11 protein-coding genes and 2 pseudogenes are annotated in these 19,304 nt (G+C 39.9%); 9 read left to right on the forward strand and 4 right to left on the reverse strand.

The features are described 5' to 3' along the window. The first annotated feature begins 108 nt into the window (after nt 1-108). The 7 genes and pseudogenes from O9324_RS14360 to O9324_RS14390 all read left to right on the forward strand — a co-directional run bounded on the left by O9324_RS14360 (nt 109) and on the right by O9324_RS14390 (nt 9,714). Complete coding sequence (locus tag O9324_RS14360) at nt 109-1,089, forward strand: DUF3616 domain-containing protein (protein WP_288140522.1); 981 nt, start codon at nt 109-111, stop codon at nt 1,087-1,089. A 414-nt stretch (nt 1,090-1,503) separates the two neighbouring features. Next, nucleotides 1,504-4,626: a DEAD/DEAH box helicase gene (locus tag O9324_RS14365; protein ID WP_288140523.1), complete on the forward strand. Its 3,123-nt coding sequence runs from the start codon at nt 1,504-1,506 to the stop codon at nt 4,624-4,626. Between the two features lie 13 nt (nt 4,627-4,639). After that, nucleotides 4,640-5,479 carry an SWIM zinc finger family protein gene (locus tag O9324_RS14370; RefSeq protein ID WP_288140524.1) on the forward strand — a complete coding sequence of 280 codons (840 nt, stop codon included), beginning with the start codon at nt 4,640-4,642 and terminating at the stop codon, nt 5,477-5,479. Nucleotides 5,480-5,704: 225 nt separating this feature from the next. Next, entirely contained in the window at nt 5,705-6,979 is a 1,275-nt protein-coding gene (locus tag O9324_RS14375; RefSeq protein WP_288140525.1) for an AAA family ATPase, read from the forward strand. Then, on the forward strand, nt 6,979-7,404 hold the full coding sequence (locus O9324_RS14380; RefSeq protein WP_287628707.1) for a hypothetical protein: 426 nt from the start codon (nt 6,979-6,981) through the stop codon (nt 7,402-7,404). Before O9324_RS14375 ends, O9324_RS14380 begins: the two co-directional genes overlap by 1 nt. 24 nt (nt 7,405-7,428) lie before the next feature. After that, nucleotides 7,429-7,515: pseudogene (locus O9324_RS14385) on the forward strand (SWIM zinc finger family protein); the annotation flags it as partial. A 174-nt stretch (nt 7,516-7,689) separates the two neighbouring features. Then, nucleotides 7,690-9,714, forward strand: a complete 2,025-nt coding sequence (locus tag O9324_RS14390; RefSeq protein WP_288140526.1) for a potassium channel family protein — start codon at nt 7,690-7,692, stop codon at nt 9,712-9,714. 232 nt (nt 9,715-9,946) lie between these two features. Here the strand turns inward: O9324_RS14390 and O9324_RS14395 are convergent, their stop codons facing one another. After that, complete coding sequence (locus O9324_RS14395; protein WP_288140527.1) at nt 9,947-11,716, reverse strand: hypothetical protein; 1,770 nt, start codon at nt 11,714-11,716, stop codon at nt 9,947-9,949. A 304-nt stretch (nt 11,717-12,020) separates the two neighbouring features. Further along, nucleotides 12,021-13,778 carry an ATP-dependent nuclease gene (locus O9324_RS14400; protein ID WP_288140528.1) on the reverse strand — a complete coding sequence of 586 codons (1,758 nt, stop codon included), beginning with the start codon at nt 13,776-13,778 and terminating at the stop codon, nt 12,021-12,023. A gap of 241 nt (nt 13,779-14,019) precedes the next feature. On the opposite strand from O9324_RS14400, the gene groL reads away from it, so the two are divergent. Both groL and O9324_RS14410 read left to right on the forward strand, forming a co-directional pair. Further along, the gene (groL, locus tag O9324_RS14405; protein ID WP_288140529.1) at nt 14,020-15,693 is read left to right on the forward strand and encodes a chaperonin GroEL; all 1,674 of its coding nucleotides are present in this window, start codon (nt 14,020-14,022) and stop codon (nt 15,691-15,693) included. Between the two features lie 190 nt (nt 15,694-15,883). Next, nucleotides 15,884-17,773 carry an ABC-F family ATP-binding cassette domain-containing protein gene (locus O9324_RS14410; RefSeq protein WP_288140530.1) on the forward strand — a complete coding sequence of 630 codons (1,890 nt, stop codon included), beginning with the start codon at nt 15,884-15,886 and terminating at the stop codon, nt 17,771-17,773. A 29-nt stretch (nt 17,774-17,802) separates the two neighbouring features. On the opposite strand, the gene O9324_RS14415 is transcribed toward O9324_RS14410, so the two are convergent. Continuing rightward, nucleotides 17,803-18,270, reverse strand: coding sequence for a hypothetical protein (locus O9324_RS14415; RefSeq protein WP_288140531.1), 468 nt, complete (start codon nt 18,268-18,270; stop codon nt 17,803-17,805). Between the two features lie 267 nt (nt 18,271-18,537). After that, a pseudogene (locus O9324_RS14420) lies at nt 18,538-19,304 on the reverse strand (hypothetical protein); the annotation flags it as partial.

Consider the following 19,304-nt stretch of genomic DNA (forward strand, 5'->3'; position numbering starts at 1 on the left):
AAACAAGTTATTTCTTACTTTTCTTCTAGTAATTTCTTGTCTTTTTGTCTTTTATTGCCGACAATTTTCCCAATCCTCACTTTTCCAGTTAATAAGGAGAATACAATCATGCAATCTCTCAAATTTTCTATTGTCCAAGAAATCAAACATCAAGGAATTTGTGATGCTTCTGCGGCCATTGCTTTAGGAGAAAATAAATTTGTTGTTGGTAATGATGAGACGGATCCAGAATTAGGTAATTTTCTCTGGATTTATTCCTCTCAAGAGTCGGGAAAAGTGCTGGAAACCATTGACATTAATAGTTGGCTAAAAAACAATCCTAAAAACAGAGAAATTGACTTAGAAGGGGTAACTGTACTCAATGACATAATCTATTGGATTACTTCCCACGGTCGCAATAAAAGTGCTGAACGAAAACTCCCTCGTCATCAATTTTTTGCTAGTAAAATTACCGATGACGGCTCTAGTATAGTTCAAGTGGGTGAGTCTTATACTCAGTTAGTATTGCGCGATATCATCGAAGACTCTCAATTGGCTAAAATATTTGACTTCAAAACAGCAGAAACCAAAGCTCCCAAAGCTGAAGGAGGATTAAATATTGAAGGTTTAACGGCAACTCCAGACGGGAATATCTTAATTGGTTTTCGTAATCCTGTCCCCAACGGTAAAGCTCTTTTATTACCCCTAAAAAATCCCAAGAGTTTAGTTACTAATTCAACCACGGCTAAAGCTGAATTTGGTGATCCTATCCTGCTAGATTTGGGAGGATTAGGAATTCGTAGCATTGAATTTTGGCCAGCTTTAGAAGTATATTTAATTATTGCCGGAGAATTTCATGGAGGCGATCAATTTGTTGTATATACTTGGTCAGGAAAAAAAGAAGATGCACCAGAAAAGATAGAATCACTGCAATTCCCTGACGGTTTTCGTCCAGAAGCTTTGTTGTTTGATCCCCATTTCCAAGATCGCTTTCAGATTTTAAGCGATGATGGTACAATCAGGCGAGTTGGTGATACTCCCTGTAAAGATATTATCGATAAAAATAGTCCCGAAAAATATTTCCGCAGTATTTGGGTAAAAGTGAATTAATACCAATTCTCAACCATAAAAACTACAGATCGAATTATCGAATTTAAGTTCCCCTTTTCCCCTTTTTCCCATTTTAAGGGAGACGAAGGCAGGGGGATCGAACTTCTGTAGCCAGATTTTGGGGAATTGCTATAATTAGCCATCCTTCTTAGTGGAACCTCAACAAAACCTAGAACAAAAATAGCTTTAAACCCATATAGGGATAAGCTTTAAGCTCAAAAAACCGCCGATCACGTCTTCTCAATGGTTTTTTGTCCTAGAAGCGCTATTAACCTTTTTCTCTTATCCAGAGGACTTTTGGGTTCCCAAAGGGATAAAAATAAGAAAGTGTCGAGAATCCTCCCATAATCGCTACAATTTTTCTAGAGGCTAAATGTTGCCCTCATTTAAGTTCTTTTGTACTTATTAAAAACCATGAAAATTCTTCACGGTACTTGGATTCCTCAATCAACGGACGAATTTATTCAGAAGGGTAGCTTTTATCTTTGGGGAGAAACTAGCACCCCGAAAAAGAGTCGCACCACTGCTGATAATTATCATCCTTTTCAGTTAAGCAAAGAAGAATTAACTAGCTTTCTCACCGGAGAATTAGGAATAGTTCAATCGAATTATAATCCTCTTAGTCGGCAATTTGTCCCCCGCTACTTTCTTTTACCTAGCCTGGATAATCAACCTTTACCCTCCTTAGAATTACTGCGTTATCTAGAAAAAGAACCCCCAGAAAATAGCCAATGGCAATCTTGGCAAATTGATTGTTATCCCCTTAATCCTGTACTTAAACTGCTCAATGATCTGCATTTTATCTGTCTTTACAACTCCTCAGAGATTCAGTTAGGTGCAGATTTACTTTTTTGGTATCACTACAGTCAAGCTTTTAAAGAAATAATTCTCAAAGATAACTATATTCCTGCCTTTAAATATCGAGAATTAGCCAAAAATAACCAGAAAACCGCTAACTTTGCTATCTATCCTCTTTGGGAAATTATATCAGCAACCTACGAAACCAATCTCGATCGCTATCTCGAATATCTTCCCCGCATTTGTCTTGCTGGTGCTGAAAATCCCCATGCTTCACCACAATTATACGATCCCAAAACCCTACTCCGGCACTTCTCCGAATGTCTCCTCAATGAAATTGTCACTAATACGGCAATTCCTGCCAGTTTTGATAAAAAAATTAGCGAAACAATTATAGGTGATTGCTTCTCTGTGACTAAAACTGCCGGATTTCTGCAAACTGCTGCCGCTTTAGAAAAATATCAACAGTGGCAAACTTGGAGACAGCAATTACTAGGAGACCAAAATATATCTAGTTTTAGCCTTGGTTTTAAACTAACGGAGGCCCCAGAAAATAATATTGAACAGTGGCAAATTACTTTTATCCTCATCTCTAAACAAGACCCCTCCCTGCGATTAGAATTAGACGAATATTGGTATGCAGTACCCGAAACTAGAACAAGCATACGAGCGCATTTTGGTCAAGATTTAGACAAAAATATTTTACTAAGTTTGGGTTATGCTGCCCGTATTTATCCCCCCATTTGGCAAGGATTAGAAACGGATAAACCGACGGGATTTTATCTCAACCTTACAGAAGCTTTTACTTTCTTAAAAGAAACTGCTTGGATTTTAGAAGATGCGGGATATAAGGTAATTATTCCCGCTTGGTGGACTCCCGAAGGCCGTCAACGGGCGAAAGTTCGGCTAAAAACTACGTCTAAATCAGGCAAATCTACCCCCGTTAGTAAAGGGATTTTTAGCCTCGAAAACATCATTGAATATCAATATGAATTAGCCATCGGTGAAGAAACTATTAGTCAAGAGGAATGGCAACAATTAATTAACACCAAAACACCCTTAGTTAAATTTCGAGGTCAATGGGTAGAATTAGAACAAAATAAAATGCAGCAAATGCTGGATTTTTGGCAGAAATATCAGCAGGAAAATCCTGAGATGAATCTGATTGAATTAATTAAAAAAGCTGCCGAATACCCAGAAGAAATTATTGTTGAAACCGATGATTTTTTGGGTTCTATGCTAGAGAAATTACAAAATCCTAGTCAACTAGAACCGATCGAAAATCCTCCCCAATTACAAGGAACGCTGCGGGAGTACCAAAAGCGCGGAGTTGCCTGGATTCAATACCTAGAACAATTGGGGTTAAATGGTTGTCTTGCTGACGATATGGGACTGGGAAAAACCCTACAAGTAATTGCTAGATTGATTGGGGAAAGAGAGGGAGATAATAATGTTTTACCAACTCTGCTAGTTGCACCCACTTCCGTGGTGGGAAATTGGGCAAAAGAAATTGAAAAATTTGCCCCCCATCTTCAGGTTTTAATTCACCATGGTAGTAAGCGCTATCAAGATGAGAACGAATTTCAGACAGTAGCTAGTCACAAGGATATCGTCATTACTTCTTTTACCTTAGTTCGCAAGGACTTGAAATTATTTAACTCGCAATCTTGGCAACGTTTAGTAATTGATGAAGCACAAAATATCAAAAATCCTAAAGCGGCACAAACTAAAGCAATCTTGAGTTTATCTGCACAACATCGTCTCGCATTAACGGGAACTCCAGTAGAAAATAGACTGCTTGATTTATGGTCAATTTTTAACTTCCTTAACCCTGATTATTTAGGTAAAGAAACTCAATTTCGTAAAGCTTTTGAAGTGCCAATCCAAAAACAAAATGATCGTCTCCAGTCCACGGTTCTCAAAAAATTAGTGGAACCTTTTATTCTGCGTCGGGTAAAAACCGATAAGCAGATAATTAAAGATTTGCCTGATAAAGTGGAAAACAAACAGTATTGTAATTTAACTAAAGAACAAGCTTCTCTCTACGAAGTTGTTATCAAAGAAGTGGAAAAACAATTAGAAGAAGCAGAGGGAATAAAACGCAAGGGATTAATTTTATCTACCCTGATGCGCTTGAAACAAATTTGTAATCATCCCCGTCAATTTTTACAGGATAACAGCGCTTTTACCCCTGAGCGATCGCATAAGTTAGAGCGTTTGGGAGAAATGCTAGAAGAAGTAATTTTAGAGGGAGATAGTCTGCTAATTTTCACTCAATTTACTGAAATCGGTGACTCCTTACAAAAGTACCTCAAACAAACTTTTCGCTATAATACTTATTATCTTCACGGGGGGACTTCTCAACCAAAACGAGAACAAATGATCGAAGAATTTCAACATCCCGAAACAGAACCTTCCGTATTTATTTTATCCCTAAAAGCTGGGGGAGTTGGGATTACTTTAACCAAAGCAAATCATGTTTTTCACTTTGATCGTTGGTGGAATCCTGCGGTGGAAAATCAAGCCACCGATCGCGCTTTTAGAATTGGTCAACAGAAAAATGTTTTCGTGCATAAATTTGTCACTTTGGGAACCTTAGAGGAAAGAATTGATGAAATGATCGAGGAAAAGAAAAAGGTAGCTAATGCTATTGTTAGTAATGATGAATCCTGGTTAACGGAATTAGATAACGAAAGTTTTCGTCAGTTAATCGCATTGAATAAACAGACAATTATTTAATCGAGGTAAACCTATGAATAAATTTAGTAAAACTTGGTGGGGACAACGCTTTATAGAAGCATTAGAGGAATTTACCGACTCAGCGCGTTTGAGTCGAGGACGTTCCTACGCTAAAAATGATAAAGTCAAGAATTACGAAATTGACGGTAATTTAATTACTGCTCAGGTGCGAGGTTCCATTAATCCCTACTTTGGAGTTTATAAAGAACCTTTGTATAAGGTGAGTATCGAGATTAAACCAATTACTAAAGCAGAGTGGTCACAAGCTTTATATAATCTTGGTTCAAGAGCGAGTATGATCTCTAAACTGCTGCTCAAAGAAGTTCCCGATAATATTGATGAAGCATTTAGCGATCTGAATCTGCACTTATTACCCCACAATCAAAAGGATTTTATCACCAATTGTTCCTGTCCCGATTGGGAAAATCCCTGTAAACATATTGCTGGAGTTTATTACCTCGTTGCTTCCCAATTAGATCAGGATCCTTTCCTCTTATTTGAATTACGGGGTATCTCTCGTCAAAAATTACTGCAAGAGTTAGCAAAAACTCCCCTCGGTAAGCTGCTTTCCTCCTCCATCCAAGAGGAAAAAATTCCTCTTAACCCCGTTACCTCCTATCACACTAAACCCGAAACTATACCAGCAGCAGAAACAATTGATCTCAAAGAATTTTGGCACTCTCATCACCGTTTACCAGAAAATCCTCAGTTAGTTAAATCCGCAACTATTCCCGCAATTGTTATTAAAAAAGCTGGTGATTATCCTGCATTTTGGGATAAGGATACCTCCTTTATCGAAGTAATGGAAGAAATGTATCAACGGGTACGCAATAAAAATGCAGGGATACTTTAAAAAAATATAAGTTTTCCCTTTGGGGAGTCAGGAGTCAGTCCCGATGCCAAATTAGGTTACACTTTATCTTGATCAGAAACGCTGTAGCTAAATTGCTGACTTTTTGACTTAGGTATCTATCCATAGGAGGGTAGATTAGAATAAACAGGTTAACAACTGACAGTAATTGAAAATCTACCCCTAACCTGCTAGTATTGTTATGAGACTGGACATAAGAGAGACACAATGGAATCCTTAACTATTGAAAATTTTCTGATTATTAAGTATGCGGAAATAGAGATTAAAAAAATTAATGTTATCATCGGTGAACAGTCCACCGGTAAAAGTATTATTGCTAAATTAGTTTTTTTATTTCAGACATTTTTGTTTTATCAAGTTAAATTATTAGTCACTAATCTTCAAGATCAGCAAGGACTCAAAAGGCACATACAGAAGCGATTTGAGGAATTATTTCCTAAATACGCATGGAAAGAGCAAGTATTTAAAATAGTTTATCGTTTGGATAACATGAACTTTTTTATTGAAAGATATAAGGACAAATCTGGCTATTTAAAACTACAATTTACCTATTCAGATAATTTTAAAAAGTTTTACAATACAACAATTAGACAAGTGAGTAAAATTGCCAAAAGCAATAACAATATAGTCACTCAAGATATTTATTCATATATGAATGATTGTGTGGCCAGAAATATTGCTGATTTTTTTCAAGGCAATGAAAATTTTTTTTCTACAAAGATTTTATTTGTACCAGCTAGTCGCACTCTGTTTGTTAAATACTTTACCAATAATATTTTTGCCTTTTTAGCTAATAATTTTGATCTTGATCCTCTCATTATTAACTTTGGTTCTAATTATGAAAATGCTCAACGCCTATACAGAATAATTAATGAATCAGAAAGTTTATTCCAAGATAAAAAAGATGATAAAAAACTTTATGATCAAATTAAATTAATTAGCGAAAAGATTCTATCAGGCAGCTATGCGCGCGAGAAAGATCAAGATTGGCTTTATCATGCCGATGGGAGAAAGATTAACTTAATTGATGCTTCAAGCGGACAACAAGAAGCCTTACCAATGTTATTAATTCTCTTAGTTTTCCCCTTTTTTGCCCCTCACGAATCTAATCAATTCTTTATTGAGGAACCCGAAACCCATCTTTTTCCCTCCGCTCAAAGAGATATGGTAGAACTATTTACCCTACTTTATGCTAATAAAAATTGTCGTTTTTTTCTTACTACCCATAGTCCCTACATTCTCACAGCTTTGAATAATAAAATCATGGCGGCTAACGTTGAGCCTGTCAAAGCGGAAAAATCTTTAGGTTATAAAAATACTATTCAATTCCAAGATGTGTCAGCCTACACAATTAGCAACGGACAAACTCAAAGTATCTTAGATACAGAGGTGAACTTGATTGGTATCAATAACCTCGATGCTGTCTCCGATGAACTTAGTCAAGAGTTTGAAGAAATCTTAGAAAGAAAGGCTCAACAATAATGGATATTAGTCACTGTTCTGAATGCAATAAGAATAAAATAGTCAAAGTTAAGGAAAATGGGAAAGAATTCATCGTCAATAATAATAGTCAGAAATTAATTACTAAGATAAAAATAGATAATTGTTTAATTATCGAGGGAAAAAGATGCGACTGGCTTTTAGAAATTGATTATCCCTGTAGCTTGGCTCTTTATATTGAACTCAAGGGTAAAAATATTGAACAAGCTTATGATCAATTATTGTCAACTCTAAATCATTCTTACTTACAAGAAAGACATAAAAAATCTAAAAAAGAATGCTATATTGTCGCTTCTAGAGTACCAAAAGCTGGAACCAATGTTCAGGTTTATCAAGCGAGATTCAAGCAATCTCATCCCGAAGTTAGTTTAAAAGTCAAGTCGATGAAAGCTGAAATCACTATTTAGGGTTTTCCCTCAGAAAAAAGCTGAACCAATTGTTCTTGTCCCGATTGGGAAAATCCCTGTAAACATATTGCTGGAGTTTATTACTTCGTTGCTTCCCAATTAAATATGGAAGAAATGTATCAACGGGTACGCAATAAAAACGCTGGTATGTTATAATGAGGTAGGTGTTAAAAATTGTCTAATACCCCCCTTAGTTAAAAGAAAATTAAGGGTAGATTAAAGGGGGATTAAGGGGGGGATCAGAAGTTTGAAAAAGCATTCTATTTTTTAAGACAAGCAGAATCTATGAACCAAGAATCTCTCAGCTTTGTCCATGGGAATGTCAAGTTAGCCGATCGCTTTTTAGTGTGTGGATTGGGTAGTCTCGGACAACACTGCGTCAAGTCTTTAAAAGAGTTTGGGGTTAGCGTTGTCGGTATCGAACTAATACAGCCTCCCAGTTGGGAAATTAACGATTTTCCCGATTTATTAGAGGAAATAATTATCGGTGATTGTCGTCAAAAAAACATTTTAGCAAGAGCGGGAATCGATCGCTGTCGGGCTGCTTTAATTGTCACCAGTGATGAGCGAATTAATGCCACCACTGCCCTAATTATTCGGCAATTAAATCCTCTTACCCGCTTAGTGGTGCGTTCTTCTAAAGATAATCTCAATCAGCTACTTAAGGAACGTTTAGGCAATTTTATCGCCTATGAACCCACCCAACTACCCGCCAATGCTTTTGCTTTAGCCACATTAGGCACAGAAACCCTCGGTTTTTTGCATCTCGACGGTCAGAAATTGCGGATTATCCAGAGACAAATTAGCCCCGAAGATGGTTTACTCGATCGCTTTTTAGGTGATTTAAATACCCCCACCCGTCGTCTATTAGCACACACAGCCCCCGATGAACCTTTAAGGGCCGGATTTTATCAATGGTCTCCCAGCACCACTATCCGGGCCGGTGATACAATTACCACCATCGAAACTACCTATCAAAATATCGATGCTACCCGCCAGAAACCGTCAAATTCTCGCCAGAAGTTGCGGCATTTTTGGCAAAAATTAGGCAAAGAAACCCAACAATTCTGGCAATTGAGTTTTCAGCAGCAAATTCACCGGGTGGCTTTCCTGTCAGTATTTATCATTATCCTGCTGGTAATGATCGGGACTTTTCTTTTCCATCTCTACGCCCCGAGAGCTTCCTTTATTTCCGCTCTTTCAGGAACGGCGATTCTTTTATTAGGTGGTTACGGTGATGTTTTCGGTGCCTCTAACCCCGAAGATTTAAATGCAGTTCCCTGGTGGATGCAGCTATTTAGTCTCTTTTTAACCTTAGCTGGAACCGCTTTTATCGGGGTTCTCTACGCTATTTTGACAGAAACTTTATTATCATCAAGATTTCAATTTATCCCTAACCGTCCCCCAGTTCCCCAACAGAATCATATAGTTATTGTGGGCTTAGGTCGAGTCGGCAAAGAAGTGGCTAATTTATTACTAGAAATGCAACAGGCGATCGTCGGGGTCAGCTTAAATAGGGATTTTGATGCGACTATCCTGCCAAAAATGCCCCTGATGACGGGAAATATCGAAGAATCTTTAAAAAATGTCAATTTAGATAGGGCCAAAAGTATAGCGATTGTTACTGATGACGAAATCCTCAATTTAGAAGTGGCCCTAACCACCCGCAAACTCAACCCCCAAAGCTACTTAGTCATCCGCACCACCGACGACAACCTTAGTCAACAATTAAGTCAAATTCTGCCCCGCTCTCACATTTTAGGAACCAACACCGTAGCGGCAGAAGCCTTTACGGGAGCGGCTTTCGGAGAAAATATCATCTATCTGTTCCGTTGGGCGCAAAAAACGATTCTGGTGACGGAATACGAGATCGAAGCTGGAGATACTCTCAATGGTAGCTCGATCGGGGATATTGCCTACGGTTATCGAGTCGTGCCGATCCTACACCAACGAGAACGGCAAGCCCCGAAATTAATGCCCGAAGATTATCTCAATTTACACATCGGCGATCGCATTGTGGTGCTGGCCACCATCAACGGACTGCGACGGGTGGAACAGGGTCGTCGCACTCCCAAAACTTGGCGCGTGCGGGTGGAAAAAGCCTTTAATCGCAATATTGCCGCAGAAGCACCCACCGTAATCAGTCGTTTTTCTAATTGTTCCCTGAAAACCGCCAGCGATCTCATGGAAAATTTGCCAGCGACCCTGGGCGCTCCCCTCTACGAACAGCAGGCGATTCGATTAGTTTCCGAGTTAAAAAAAATTCAAGTTCAAGCATTGGCTATTCCCATTAACCCGAAATCGAGTTAATCGGAGTTAAGTAAGTAGTTATAATTAAATTGAAGATAGATTTTGCCTCTGCCCCCCTTATTAAGGGGGGTGCCGATAGGCGGGGGGATCCCCCCTGCCCCCCTTATTAAGGGGGGTGCCGATAGGCGGGGGGATCCCCCCTGCCCTACTTAATAAGGGGGGTGTCTGACAACTTTTAACACCTACCTACTTATCCTTTTTTGTCAAACTAGAAGGCTCTCTTGGTCTTTTTTTATGCAGTCAAAGTGACAGTAGCCTTGGCAGTTTGTCCGGAATCAGAAGTGGCAGTAATAGTAATTTTATCCCCATCATTTCCTTGTGGGGGTGCAGTGTAAGTAAATTTTTCAGTGGTTTTGGTTTGATTGATTGTACCGCTGCCTGGCGGTGAGATTGTGATGGTGTAGTTACCAACGGGATTAATGATAAATTCTTGGATTCCATTTAATGCTAAAGTTGCGCTAGACGGAGCGATCAAAATCGCTGGAGGTAGTCCCCGTCCAGTAGAACTAGCCTCTACAGTTACTTTTTTCTCTACTTGATTAATCAAATCGGGAATAAGACGTTCGCTAAATCCAGCCACAAAAGCCATTGTTAAAAGTCCATATAAATAGATGCCATTCCGATTATCTTCAGTGCCACCCCGAATTTCTAAGGGAGAAATATTAGAGTTAAGAATTAGCAGAATAAAGAAAGCAAAACTTCCCCCTAAAATCGGCTTAGTTAGACCAATTATAAGTGGCAAGAGGTCATCGTCATATTTTTGGTTTTTGGGATCATCAAAATCTTGCAAACGAGTTAGAAGACTAACTGCTCCCCCTAAAGTGCCTGTCATCAATATCAATATCAAGAGTCTAAAATTTCCGTCTTTGTCTTCAGTATTTTGGTTACTTTTACCCTCAGTATTGATTGGAGGTAAAGACATAAGTAAATCCTTCACTGGAAGGGAGTTCATAATACCCCAATTCAAAGGGAGAGCTAACACTAATCCAATTAAAACTTTTGTAGGTATTTTGAAAGAATGGAACAGATTATCTCTGAATTCGGCTAGACGAGTCCAAAAACCTGTCTGGGTTTTTCTTAATCCCGTTCTAGCGGCATAGCGTAATTTTTGTGCCAGAATAATATTAGGTTTACCTATTAAAGATTTAATCGCAATTTCTCCGGCATCTACCACCGACTTTACTTGCATGATATCCCAAGGTTTTGAAATGTTCATGAGTTCTACCTGCGCTATCCCTAGTATTTCAATTAATCTGGCTAATTCTGCCTGTACTTCCCGGTCTAATTCTTGAGGGAATCCCGCTACTTGTTCTTTGGTTTTTTCCAGCAAAATATCAATTCTTTGATTTAGTTTGATCACCTCATCTCTAGCTTGAATTTCATTGATTAAATCGTCTAAACTTTTAAATAAAACACTTGCTTCTTGTAGCTGTGCAAAATTATCTTTAAATTCCTTAATTAACTTTTCAAATTGTTCATCTACTGAACTATATTTGGATAAGTTATCCCTCAGTTCAGCAATCAAATACTCATTTTTCTGTTGTAATTCCACAGTGGTGGAAAATTCAACCAAAGTATCTTTAACTTTTGTTTGCCAAGCAGTTAGCTTTTCCTTAATTTTTGGCAAGTTTGGAACGTTAGCATTAGCAGCGAATAGAGTCGTAATTGTTGTAACTAAACTATCATTTTCTTGGCTGAAAGTATCAAGAGGAATTTCTGAACTTTTGCCAGTAGATAATAAGGTTATTGTCTCCACAAGCTGATCTGTATGAGCTATTATTTGTTTTTCTAATTCTTCTCTGCTAGGTAAAGGGTCTGAAAAAGTTAATTCACCTAGTTTTTGATTAAGTTCATCTCTTAAATTCTGAGTCTCTTGAGTGATATTTGTGGCTTCTATTTGGTAACTAGCAAGGGTAGCTGATTTATCCTGACTAAATTTATTTTGGGTTTCTAGAATAAATTGATTAATTTTTTGTTCGATAGCAGGATTCAGATTAATCATGGTTGTCTTCTCCTAAAAAAAGGCGAAAATGGGCTAAAATTCGATTATTTTCCCGATGCTACAATAGTTATCATTAATTTTCTGCATTTATTCATAAATCTTGATAAATTTTTATTTTTTTAACTCAATTCAGTCTGCCGTGGGGAGATAACACCCTTATCTCCTCAATAACCGCACACCGGGATTAGCACTCAAGCCCTAAGAGTGCTAAATTAACTATAAGGAGTCCTATCACAAAAGCTCATGTTACGCTACCGCTAACCCATCCTACAAATAATTGTGCCTCCCTACTTAACAATTTTGCTTAACTCAGAAGTTGATCCAACTTAGCAAAGAATTGATGAACATCTTCATGAATTTCATCAGATTTCATATTAGTGGCGACGATTTCACGGGTCAATTCTAAAGATGGAACAGATTCTAAAGGAAGTTGATGAGATTTAAGCCTTTGAAAAAGAGAGTCCTTATTTTCAAACAATAGCTTTTTCCCATCCACAACTTTAAAAATATTGGCCTTGACATCTCTCCAAGATTGCTTTGGAGGCAGGGTAAGATTTTCGTTATCAAAAAACTCCCTAATTATTTTTGTAACTGAAGAGAAAAAAATATCTTGGTCGTTAAAACCGCCGGTTTGTTGAGCTGCTCTCATCCAAGCATCGGGAACTAATAAATAATTCTCAATATTTTTTCGTCGCCATTCATATAATGATTGCTTCGGATCATTTGCTTCTGGGTGGAAGGCCTGATCGTCATCATCATAATCAAACAATACCAACCTTTTCGCTAATGGAATTATTTGTTTAATCCCGTTAAAATGACGATCAGAATCTTCTTTCATTTTCTTCTTATTGCCGCCTCCCATAACCCGACAACAAACCTGATTCAATTTATCCTGCTTTCCTAAAGAAGTGGCAAAACCTCGTAAAAGACGCCCATCTGTTTCTCCTTCAACATACAAAATAACGGGATAATTACGTTCCGAAAGCTCTGTTATCTCTAAGTTAGAAACATCGGCCATCGCTGTTAAAATCGCTGGTGTAGCTTCCACTCTTTTAGGAATTCTATCAAGTAATGAGATAATTTGCCGAACGTCAACCCCTCTAATAAACTCTTCTGCGTGGGTGGCAATAAGAAATTGAGTATTTCTCTCGATCGCCTTTTTATTTTTAAAATAATCTAGAATCTCTCTTTGCAAGTTAACATGAAGATGAGCATCGGGTTCATCCAGTAAGATAGTAGTAGGTTTATAACCATAAAAAAATGCCAACAAGGTTAAGGTTTGATGGAAACCGCTGCCAGCAGATATAATGTCGTAGGATTTGCCCCCCTGTTTATATTCGCAGATTATTTGGGTGTCCACTCCTCGTTCGTATTGAGGGTCTTTTAAATCAACGTTAAACCAGTTTTTGACAACCTTTTTAATTTCACGCCAATCCTCTCGATTTTCTTGCCAAACTCGCAGCAGTAAATTTCTTAATATACTTCCGGGCTGCGCTTTTCCCACTTGTTTTCGCAGCGGTCCGTCATCACGCCATTCTTCGTTGGGTTCTAATCCCGAAAAGGGCGGAACGTAAGCAATAATAGGTAAAAAAGAAGGGGAGTGATTTGACTCTCCTTCTAATTCACGGAAATGTTCCCATCCTTCCGAAGGAATTGCGTAGATAGTTTGAGGAGAACTATATCGTAGTTTAACCCCCAAAGAGCGTGGTTCTGGCCCAGAAGATTCCGCTATCCAAGTAACATCAATTTCAATGAGAATAAACTCTTGCTTTTTGGAACCATCTGCTTTTGTTGGATAGTGGCGCTCGGTCTTCTCCCGCCACAAAAGATTAAATTCCGGAACGGGAAGGGCTGTAAAGTTGGGAAGGACAACTTGTTTGCCGGTCGTTCCGCTCCGTTTCGCCCGTCGGAACTCCTCAATACAGAACTGCCAGATCGCTAAAGCCTGTAAGATGGTGCTTTTACCACTGTTATTCCGTCCAACTAAGAGATCGAAGGGGACAAACTCGTAGGTTTGTTCCTTGATACTCTTGAAATTTCTCAGGGTTAGCTTGGTTATCATCGATCTGGTTAGGCTGTCGGCATCTTCATCTTAAATTATGCAAGTTAACATCGCTCACTTTCCCAGATCCCATTTTTTAAGGCCAAAAATAGATTGCGACTAACTCATCTCTCCAGCTAGGGCAACGAAAACGATCGCGCTTGTCGGTTCAGGGATCGGAGGGGAGTCGATCGCCTAATTTAGCACTCAAGCCCTAAGAGTGCTAAATTAACTAAAGGAGTCCTATCACAACAGCGATACCATGTCCAAAATCATTGCCTTTAAAGATGAATCCCGTCGCGCCCTAGAAAAAGGTGTCAACGCCTTGGCCGATGCGGTAAAAATCACCCTCGGTCCGAAAGGACGCAATGTCTTGTTAGAAAAGAAATACGGCGCCCCCCAGATCGTTAATGACGGCATCACCGTCGCCAAAGAAATCGAATTGTCCGATCCCCTCGAAAACACCGGGGCGAGATTAATTCAGGAAGTAGCGTCAAAAACCAAAGATTTAGCGGGAGATGGCACCACTACCGCCACCATCATCGCCCAAGCTTTAATTAAAGAAGGTCTGAAAAACGTTACCGCCGGGGCCAATCCCGTCGCCTTAAGACGCGGACTAGACAAAACCATCGCCTATCTGGTGGAAGAAATCGCCGCCGTCGCTAAACCGATCGCTGGAGATGCGATCGCTCAAGTGGCCACCGTTTCTTCCGGCAACGATGAAGAAGTGGGACAAATGATCGCCACCGCCATGGAAAAAGTCACCACCGATGGCGTAATCACCGTCGAAGAATCGAAATCCCTAACCACCGAATTAGAAGTAGTGGAAGGGATGCAGATCGATCGCGGTTATATCTCTCCCTATTTCATCACCGATCAAGAAAGACAGATCGTCGAGTACGACAACCCCCTGATCCTGATTACCGATAAAAAAATCAGTGCGATCGCTGAATTAGTACCCGTCCTCGAAGCCGTTGCTCGTCAAGGTCGTCCCCTATTAATTATCGCCGAAGATGTGGACGGCGAAGCCTTAGCCACTCTAGTGGTCAACAAGGCCCGGGGTGTCTTAAATGTCGTCGCCATCAAAGCCCCCAGTTTTGGGGAACGTCGCAAGGCGGTTTTACAAGATATCGCCATCCTCACCGGCGGTCGTCTGATTTCCGAAGAAGTGGGCTTAAGTCTTGACACGGTTAGCCTCGATCTGCTGGGGCAAGCGGCAAAAATTACCCTAGAAAAAGACAATACAATTATTGTCGCCTCCGGAGACAGCCGCAATAAAGCCGATGTGCAGAAACGTCTCGCCCAACTGAAAAAACAGTTAGAAGAAACCGATTCCGAATTCGATAAGGAAAAATTACAGGAACGCATCGCTAAATTAGCCGGCGGTGTGGCCGTGATTAAAGTCGGGGCAGCCACAGAAACCGAACTCAAGGATCGTAAACTCCGCATCGAAGATGCCCTCAACGCCACCAAAGCCGCCGTAGAAGAAGGTATCGTCCCGGGCGGTGGTACAACCTTGATTCACCTGGCCTCGAAAGTCGCCGGCTATAAGGCTTCTCTCACTAACGATGAGGAAAAAGTCGCCGCCGATATCGTCGCTAAAGCCCTAGAAGCACCCCTGCGTCAGTTGGCTAATAACGCCGGTGTGGAAGGGGATGTGATCGTGGAAGGTGTGCGCGAAACCGCTTTTACCGTTGGTTACAATGTCCTCACCGGCAAGTACGAAGACTTAATCGCCGCCGGAATTATCGATCCCGCTAAAGTAGTACGGTCAGCCGTTCAAAACGCCGCTTCTATCGCCGGCATGGTCTTAACTACGGAAGCCCTCGTGGTCGAAAAACCCGTTAAAGAAACCGCAGCCCCCGATATGGGCGGCATGGGCGGCATGGGTGGCATGGGCGGCATGGGTGGCATGGGTGGCATGGGTATGATGTAATTCCTGATGCCCTCTGGCCCGTCAAAATAATCTCATGCAATTGAGCCAATCTGTCCCTTTTCTGGTTAACATCGGCATTAGGGACAGGTTTTTTTTCCTCGGGAAAAACTTTTTCAGCAGAACCTGCTTAATCTATCCTTTGCATTAGTCCAGACATTACACTAGAAAAGAAGGATTATTCCCAGAAATCATGACACTGCTGACGGTTCGATCGCTCAAAAAAGACTTCGGTATCAAGGAAATTCTCAAAGATGCCAGTTTTAGCCTCGATGATCGCGATAAAGTCGGCCTGATCGGTACGAATGGATCGGGAAAATCGACCCTATTGAAAATGATCGCCGGTTTAGAATCGATCGATGGTGGCGAAATTCAAATCAATTCGGGGATGAAAATCGTCTATTTACCCCAGCAACCCAATCTAGACGACGATAAAACGGTTTTAGAGCAGGTTTTCGCCGATAGTGGCGAAAGCATGACTTTAATTAAGGAATACGAGGAATTGTCCGATCGCCTTGTCCATGAGCCAGAAAATCTGGATACTATTATGGAACGTTTGTCAAGGGTTTCGCAACAAATTGATAAACTTGCCGCCTGGGATTTAGAAACAAATGCTAAAGTTATTTTAAGTAAACTGGGCATCGATAATTTTAATGCTCGCGTGGGAGATTTATCGGGGGGATATCGCAAAAGAATCGCCATCGCTACCGCACTTTTAGCCGATCCTGACTGTTTGTTGATGGATGAACCCACCAACCATTTAGACGCACTTTCCGTGGAGTGGTTACAGAGTTATTTGTCCCGTTTTCGGGGAGGATTATTATTAATTACTCACGATCGCTATTTTCTCGATCGAGTGACTAATCGCATCATTGAAATCGATCGGGGAGACTTATCTACTTATGCCGGTAATTATGCCTATTATCTAGAAAAAAAAGCTTTAGCGGAAGAATCGATCGCCAGTAGTCAACGCAAACACGCGGGAGTTTTACGACGGGAATTAGAATGGTTATCCCGGGGACCAAAAGCGCGCAGTACCAAACAAAAAGCGCGGATCGATCGCATTCAGGCAATGGGTAATAAGGAATTTAAACAGGTGGAGGGAAAAGTCGATATTGCCACCGCAGGAAGACGCATCGGCAAAAAAGTTATTGAAGTAGAAAATATCTCGAAAGCTTACGGAGATCGCACTTTAATTAAAGATTTTACCTATATTTTTACCCCTGAAGATCGCATCGGTATTATTGGCAGTAACGGGGTAGGAAAATCTACTCTCATGGATATTATTACCGGGAAAACTCTCCCAGATTCCGGCACGGTTGACATCGGTTCCACTATTCATATTGGTTACTTCGATCAACAATCCGATGATCTCAATATCAACGAAAATCAAAGAGTGATCGAATATCTGAAAAGTGTAGCCGAATTAGTCAAAACCCTAGACGGCAGCGTGATTACCGCTTCCCAGATGTTAGAAAAATTTCTCTTTCCTCCCGATCAACAGTATGCACCAATTTATAAACTTTCTGGAGGGGAAAGACGACGCTTATTTTTACTACGAGTTTTGATGAGTGCGCCTAATGTTTTAATCTTAGATGAACCCACCAATGATCTCGATGTGCAGACTTTAGCAATTTTGGAAGAATATTTAGAGGACTTTAACGGTTGTGTGATTGTTGTTTCCCATGATCGCTATTTTCTCGATCGAGTAGTTGATACTATTTTTGCCTTTGAAACCGGGGGTAATATCCGTCAATATCCAGGTAATTATTCCCTTTATCTCGATCAGAAAAAAGAGGAGGAGGAACCGAAAGAAAAAAAAGTCACCCCAAAAACTGTTAAAGCTTCTCCGTCACCCGTCAATAAAAAAATCTCTTTTAAAGAGAAAAAAGAATACGAAGATATCGAAAAACAAATACCAATTTTAGAAGCCAAAAAAGCTGAAATTGAACAGGTACTTTATGGAAAACCCCTAGAAGATTTTACCAAAATAACCGCTCTGACCGAAGAATTAGCTCAATTAAGTCAAAAAATTGATAATTTAACCGATCGCTGGTTAGAATTAGCAGAAAAATTAGGCTAGGATGATCCCTATTTTCCCGATCGATTTAGTTAAAACTGAGTGATAATTTCTGGTGAATCATCCTCATCCATGACCAGATCTGCCGACTCCACCCGCAAGAGTGCCAAATTATCGTTAACCACCCCTTGAAGATAGATTTCCCCCATCCCTTCACCCCCTAGATCGATCGAGCCGAAAACTTGACCGGTTTTGGTATTAAAATTAAACTGAAAATAATTAGCCGAGGAAATTCCCTCGCTGACATTATCGTATTTAGCGATCTCTTGACCACTGTTATCATAAAAAGATACCCGAAAATCTTCTAAAACTCGCATTTTTCCCGAACCTTTTTCCGAAAAGATAGTCGGGGCCGTTTTTTCATCATAACTAAAAGAACCTTTAGCTGTATAACCTTGATTTCCCGACCATTGAAAATCGAGCGTCACTGCTAAAACTCCTTGGCTATTCATGTTAGCAACTAAAAGCAAAGCTAATAAAGTCAATATCATCTTTTTCATTAGTCGGTTATTTCAGTTACAGCAGTTATCCTAATGGTGAGGTACGAACAAAATCGGTAAAACCCTACACCCCACACCCTGCCACCAGGAAAAACCTTTTCAGCAGACCCTAAGTAGCCTATTATACTCAACGGATTTAGTATAATTACTTGTCCTCGTTTTCATGTGCCATCACGATTATAGCAAAGGGGATTACTGCTTGCTTCTAGTTCTGACCATTTTTCCTCTGTTTAGTTGATTTAATCGAGAAAATTACTGAGACTATTGTTATAAAAGTTGATGCAACTCATCAAAAGAATTAACGGTTAATGCCAATTTCAGTAACTCGTCTAAAATCGATAATACAGAAATTTTATCCACAGCTTGCTCAATGTCTATTGGAATGTCACCCAATCGCGTTTTCAGCACCGTTTTAATATAGTTACGAGCCTTTTCTAACGCGCCAATTTCCTTGCCAATTTCCTTACCAATTTCCTTACCGATTTCCTTACCAATTTCCTTACCGCGTTCTATTCCTCGTAACTCCCCAATTTCCTCACCAATTTTCCTTCCTCGTAACTCCATATTACTCATTAAAGGCATGGTTCTTTCCTCCTCAAATTGTTTAATTTTACTCTCTAAACTTGACTGCAATTTAGTGGATAAAGTCATCATATTGTCGATGATTTCAAATAATTTAATTATTTGTTCCCTCTCGAACTCCTTTTCATATAATCCCCTGATTAATCTCCACTTCCACTGTTCCCGTTCTGGCAGCTTCCCAGTAGTCGCTTTTGTTTTCAGGTGTGCCATGGCTATTATAGCAAAGGGATTGCTACTTGTTTCTAGTTCTGACCAGCTTTCCTCATAGTCCAGTAATTTAACCGTTGGGAATTTGAGGCTGACTTCACAACCAACCAGCGATAGTATAATTATAGGAATCTGGTCGCCAATTTACTCGTTCATCCCCTAATATAGCGAGACTGATAACCGGTTTCTGATACAAATCAAAGGCACGATAGTTATAAATATACATCCTCTGAGGGAAATTTTCT

Origin of the sequence: Microcystis sp. LE19-84.1B (assembly GCF_027531875.1) — a bacterium.
Classification (GTDB): domain Bacteria; phylum Cyanobacteriota; class Cyanobacteriia; order Cyanobacteriales; family Microcystaceae; genus Microcystis; species Microcystis panniformis.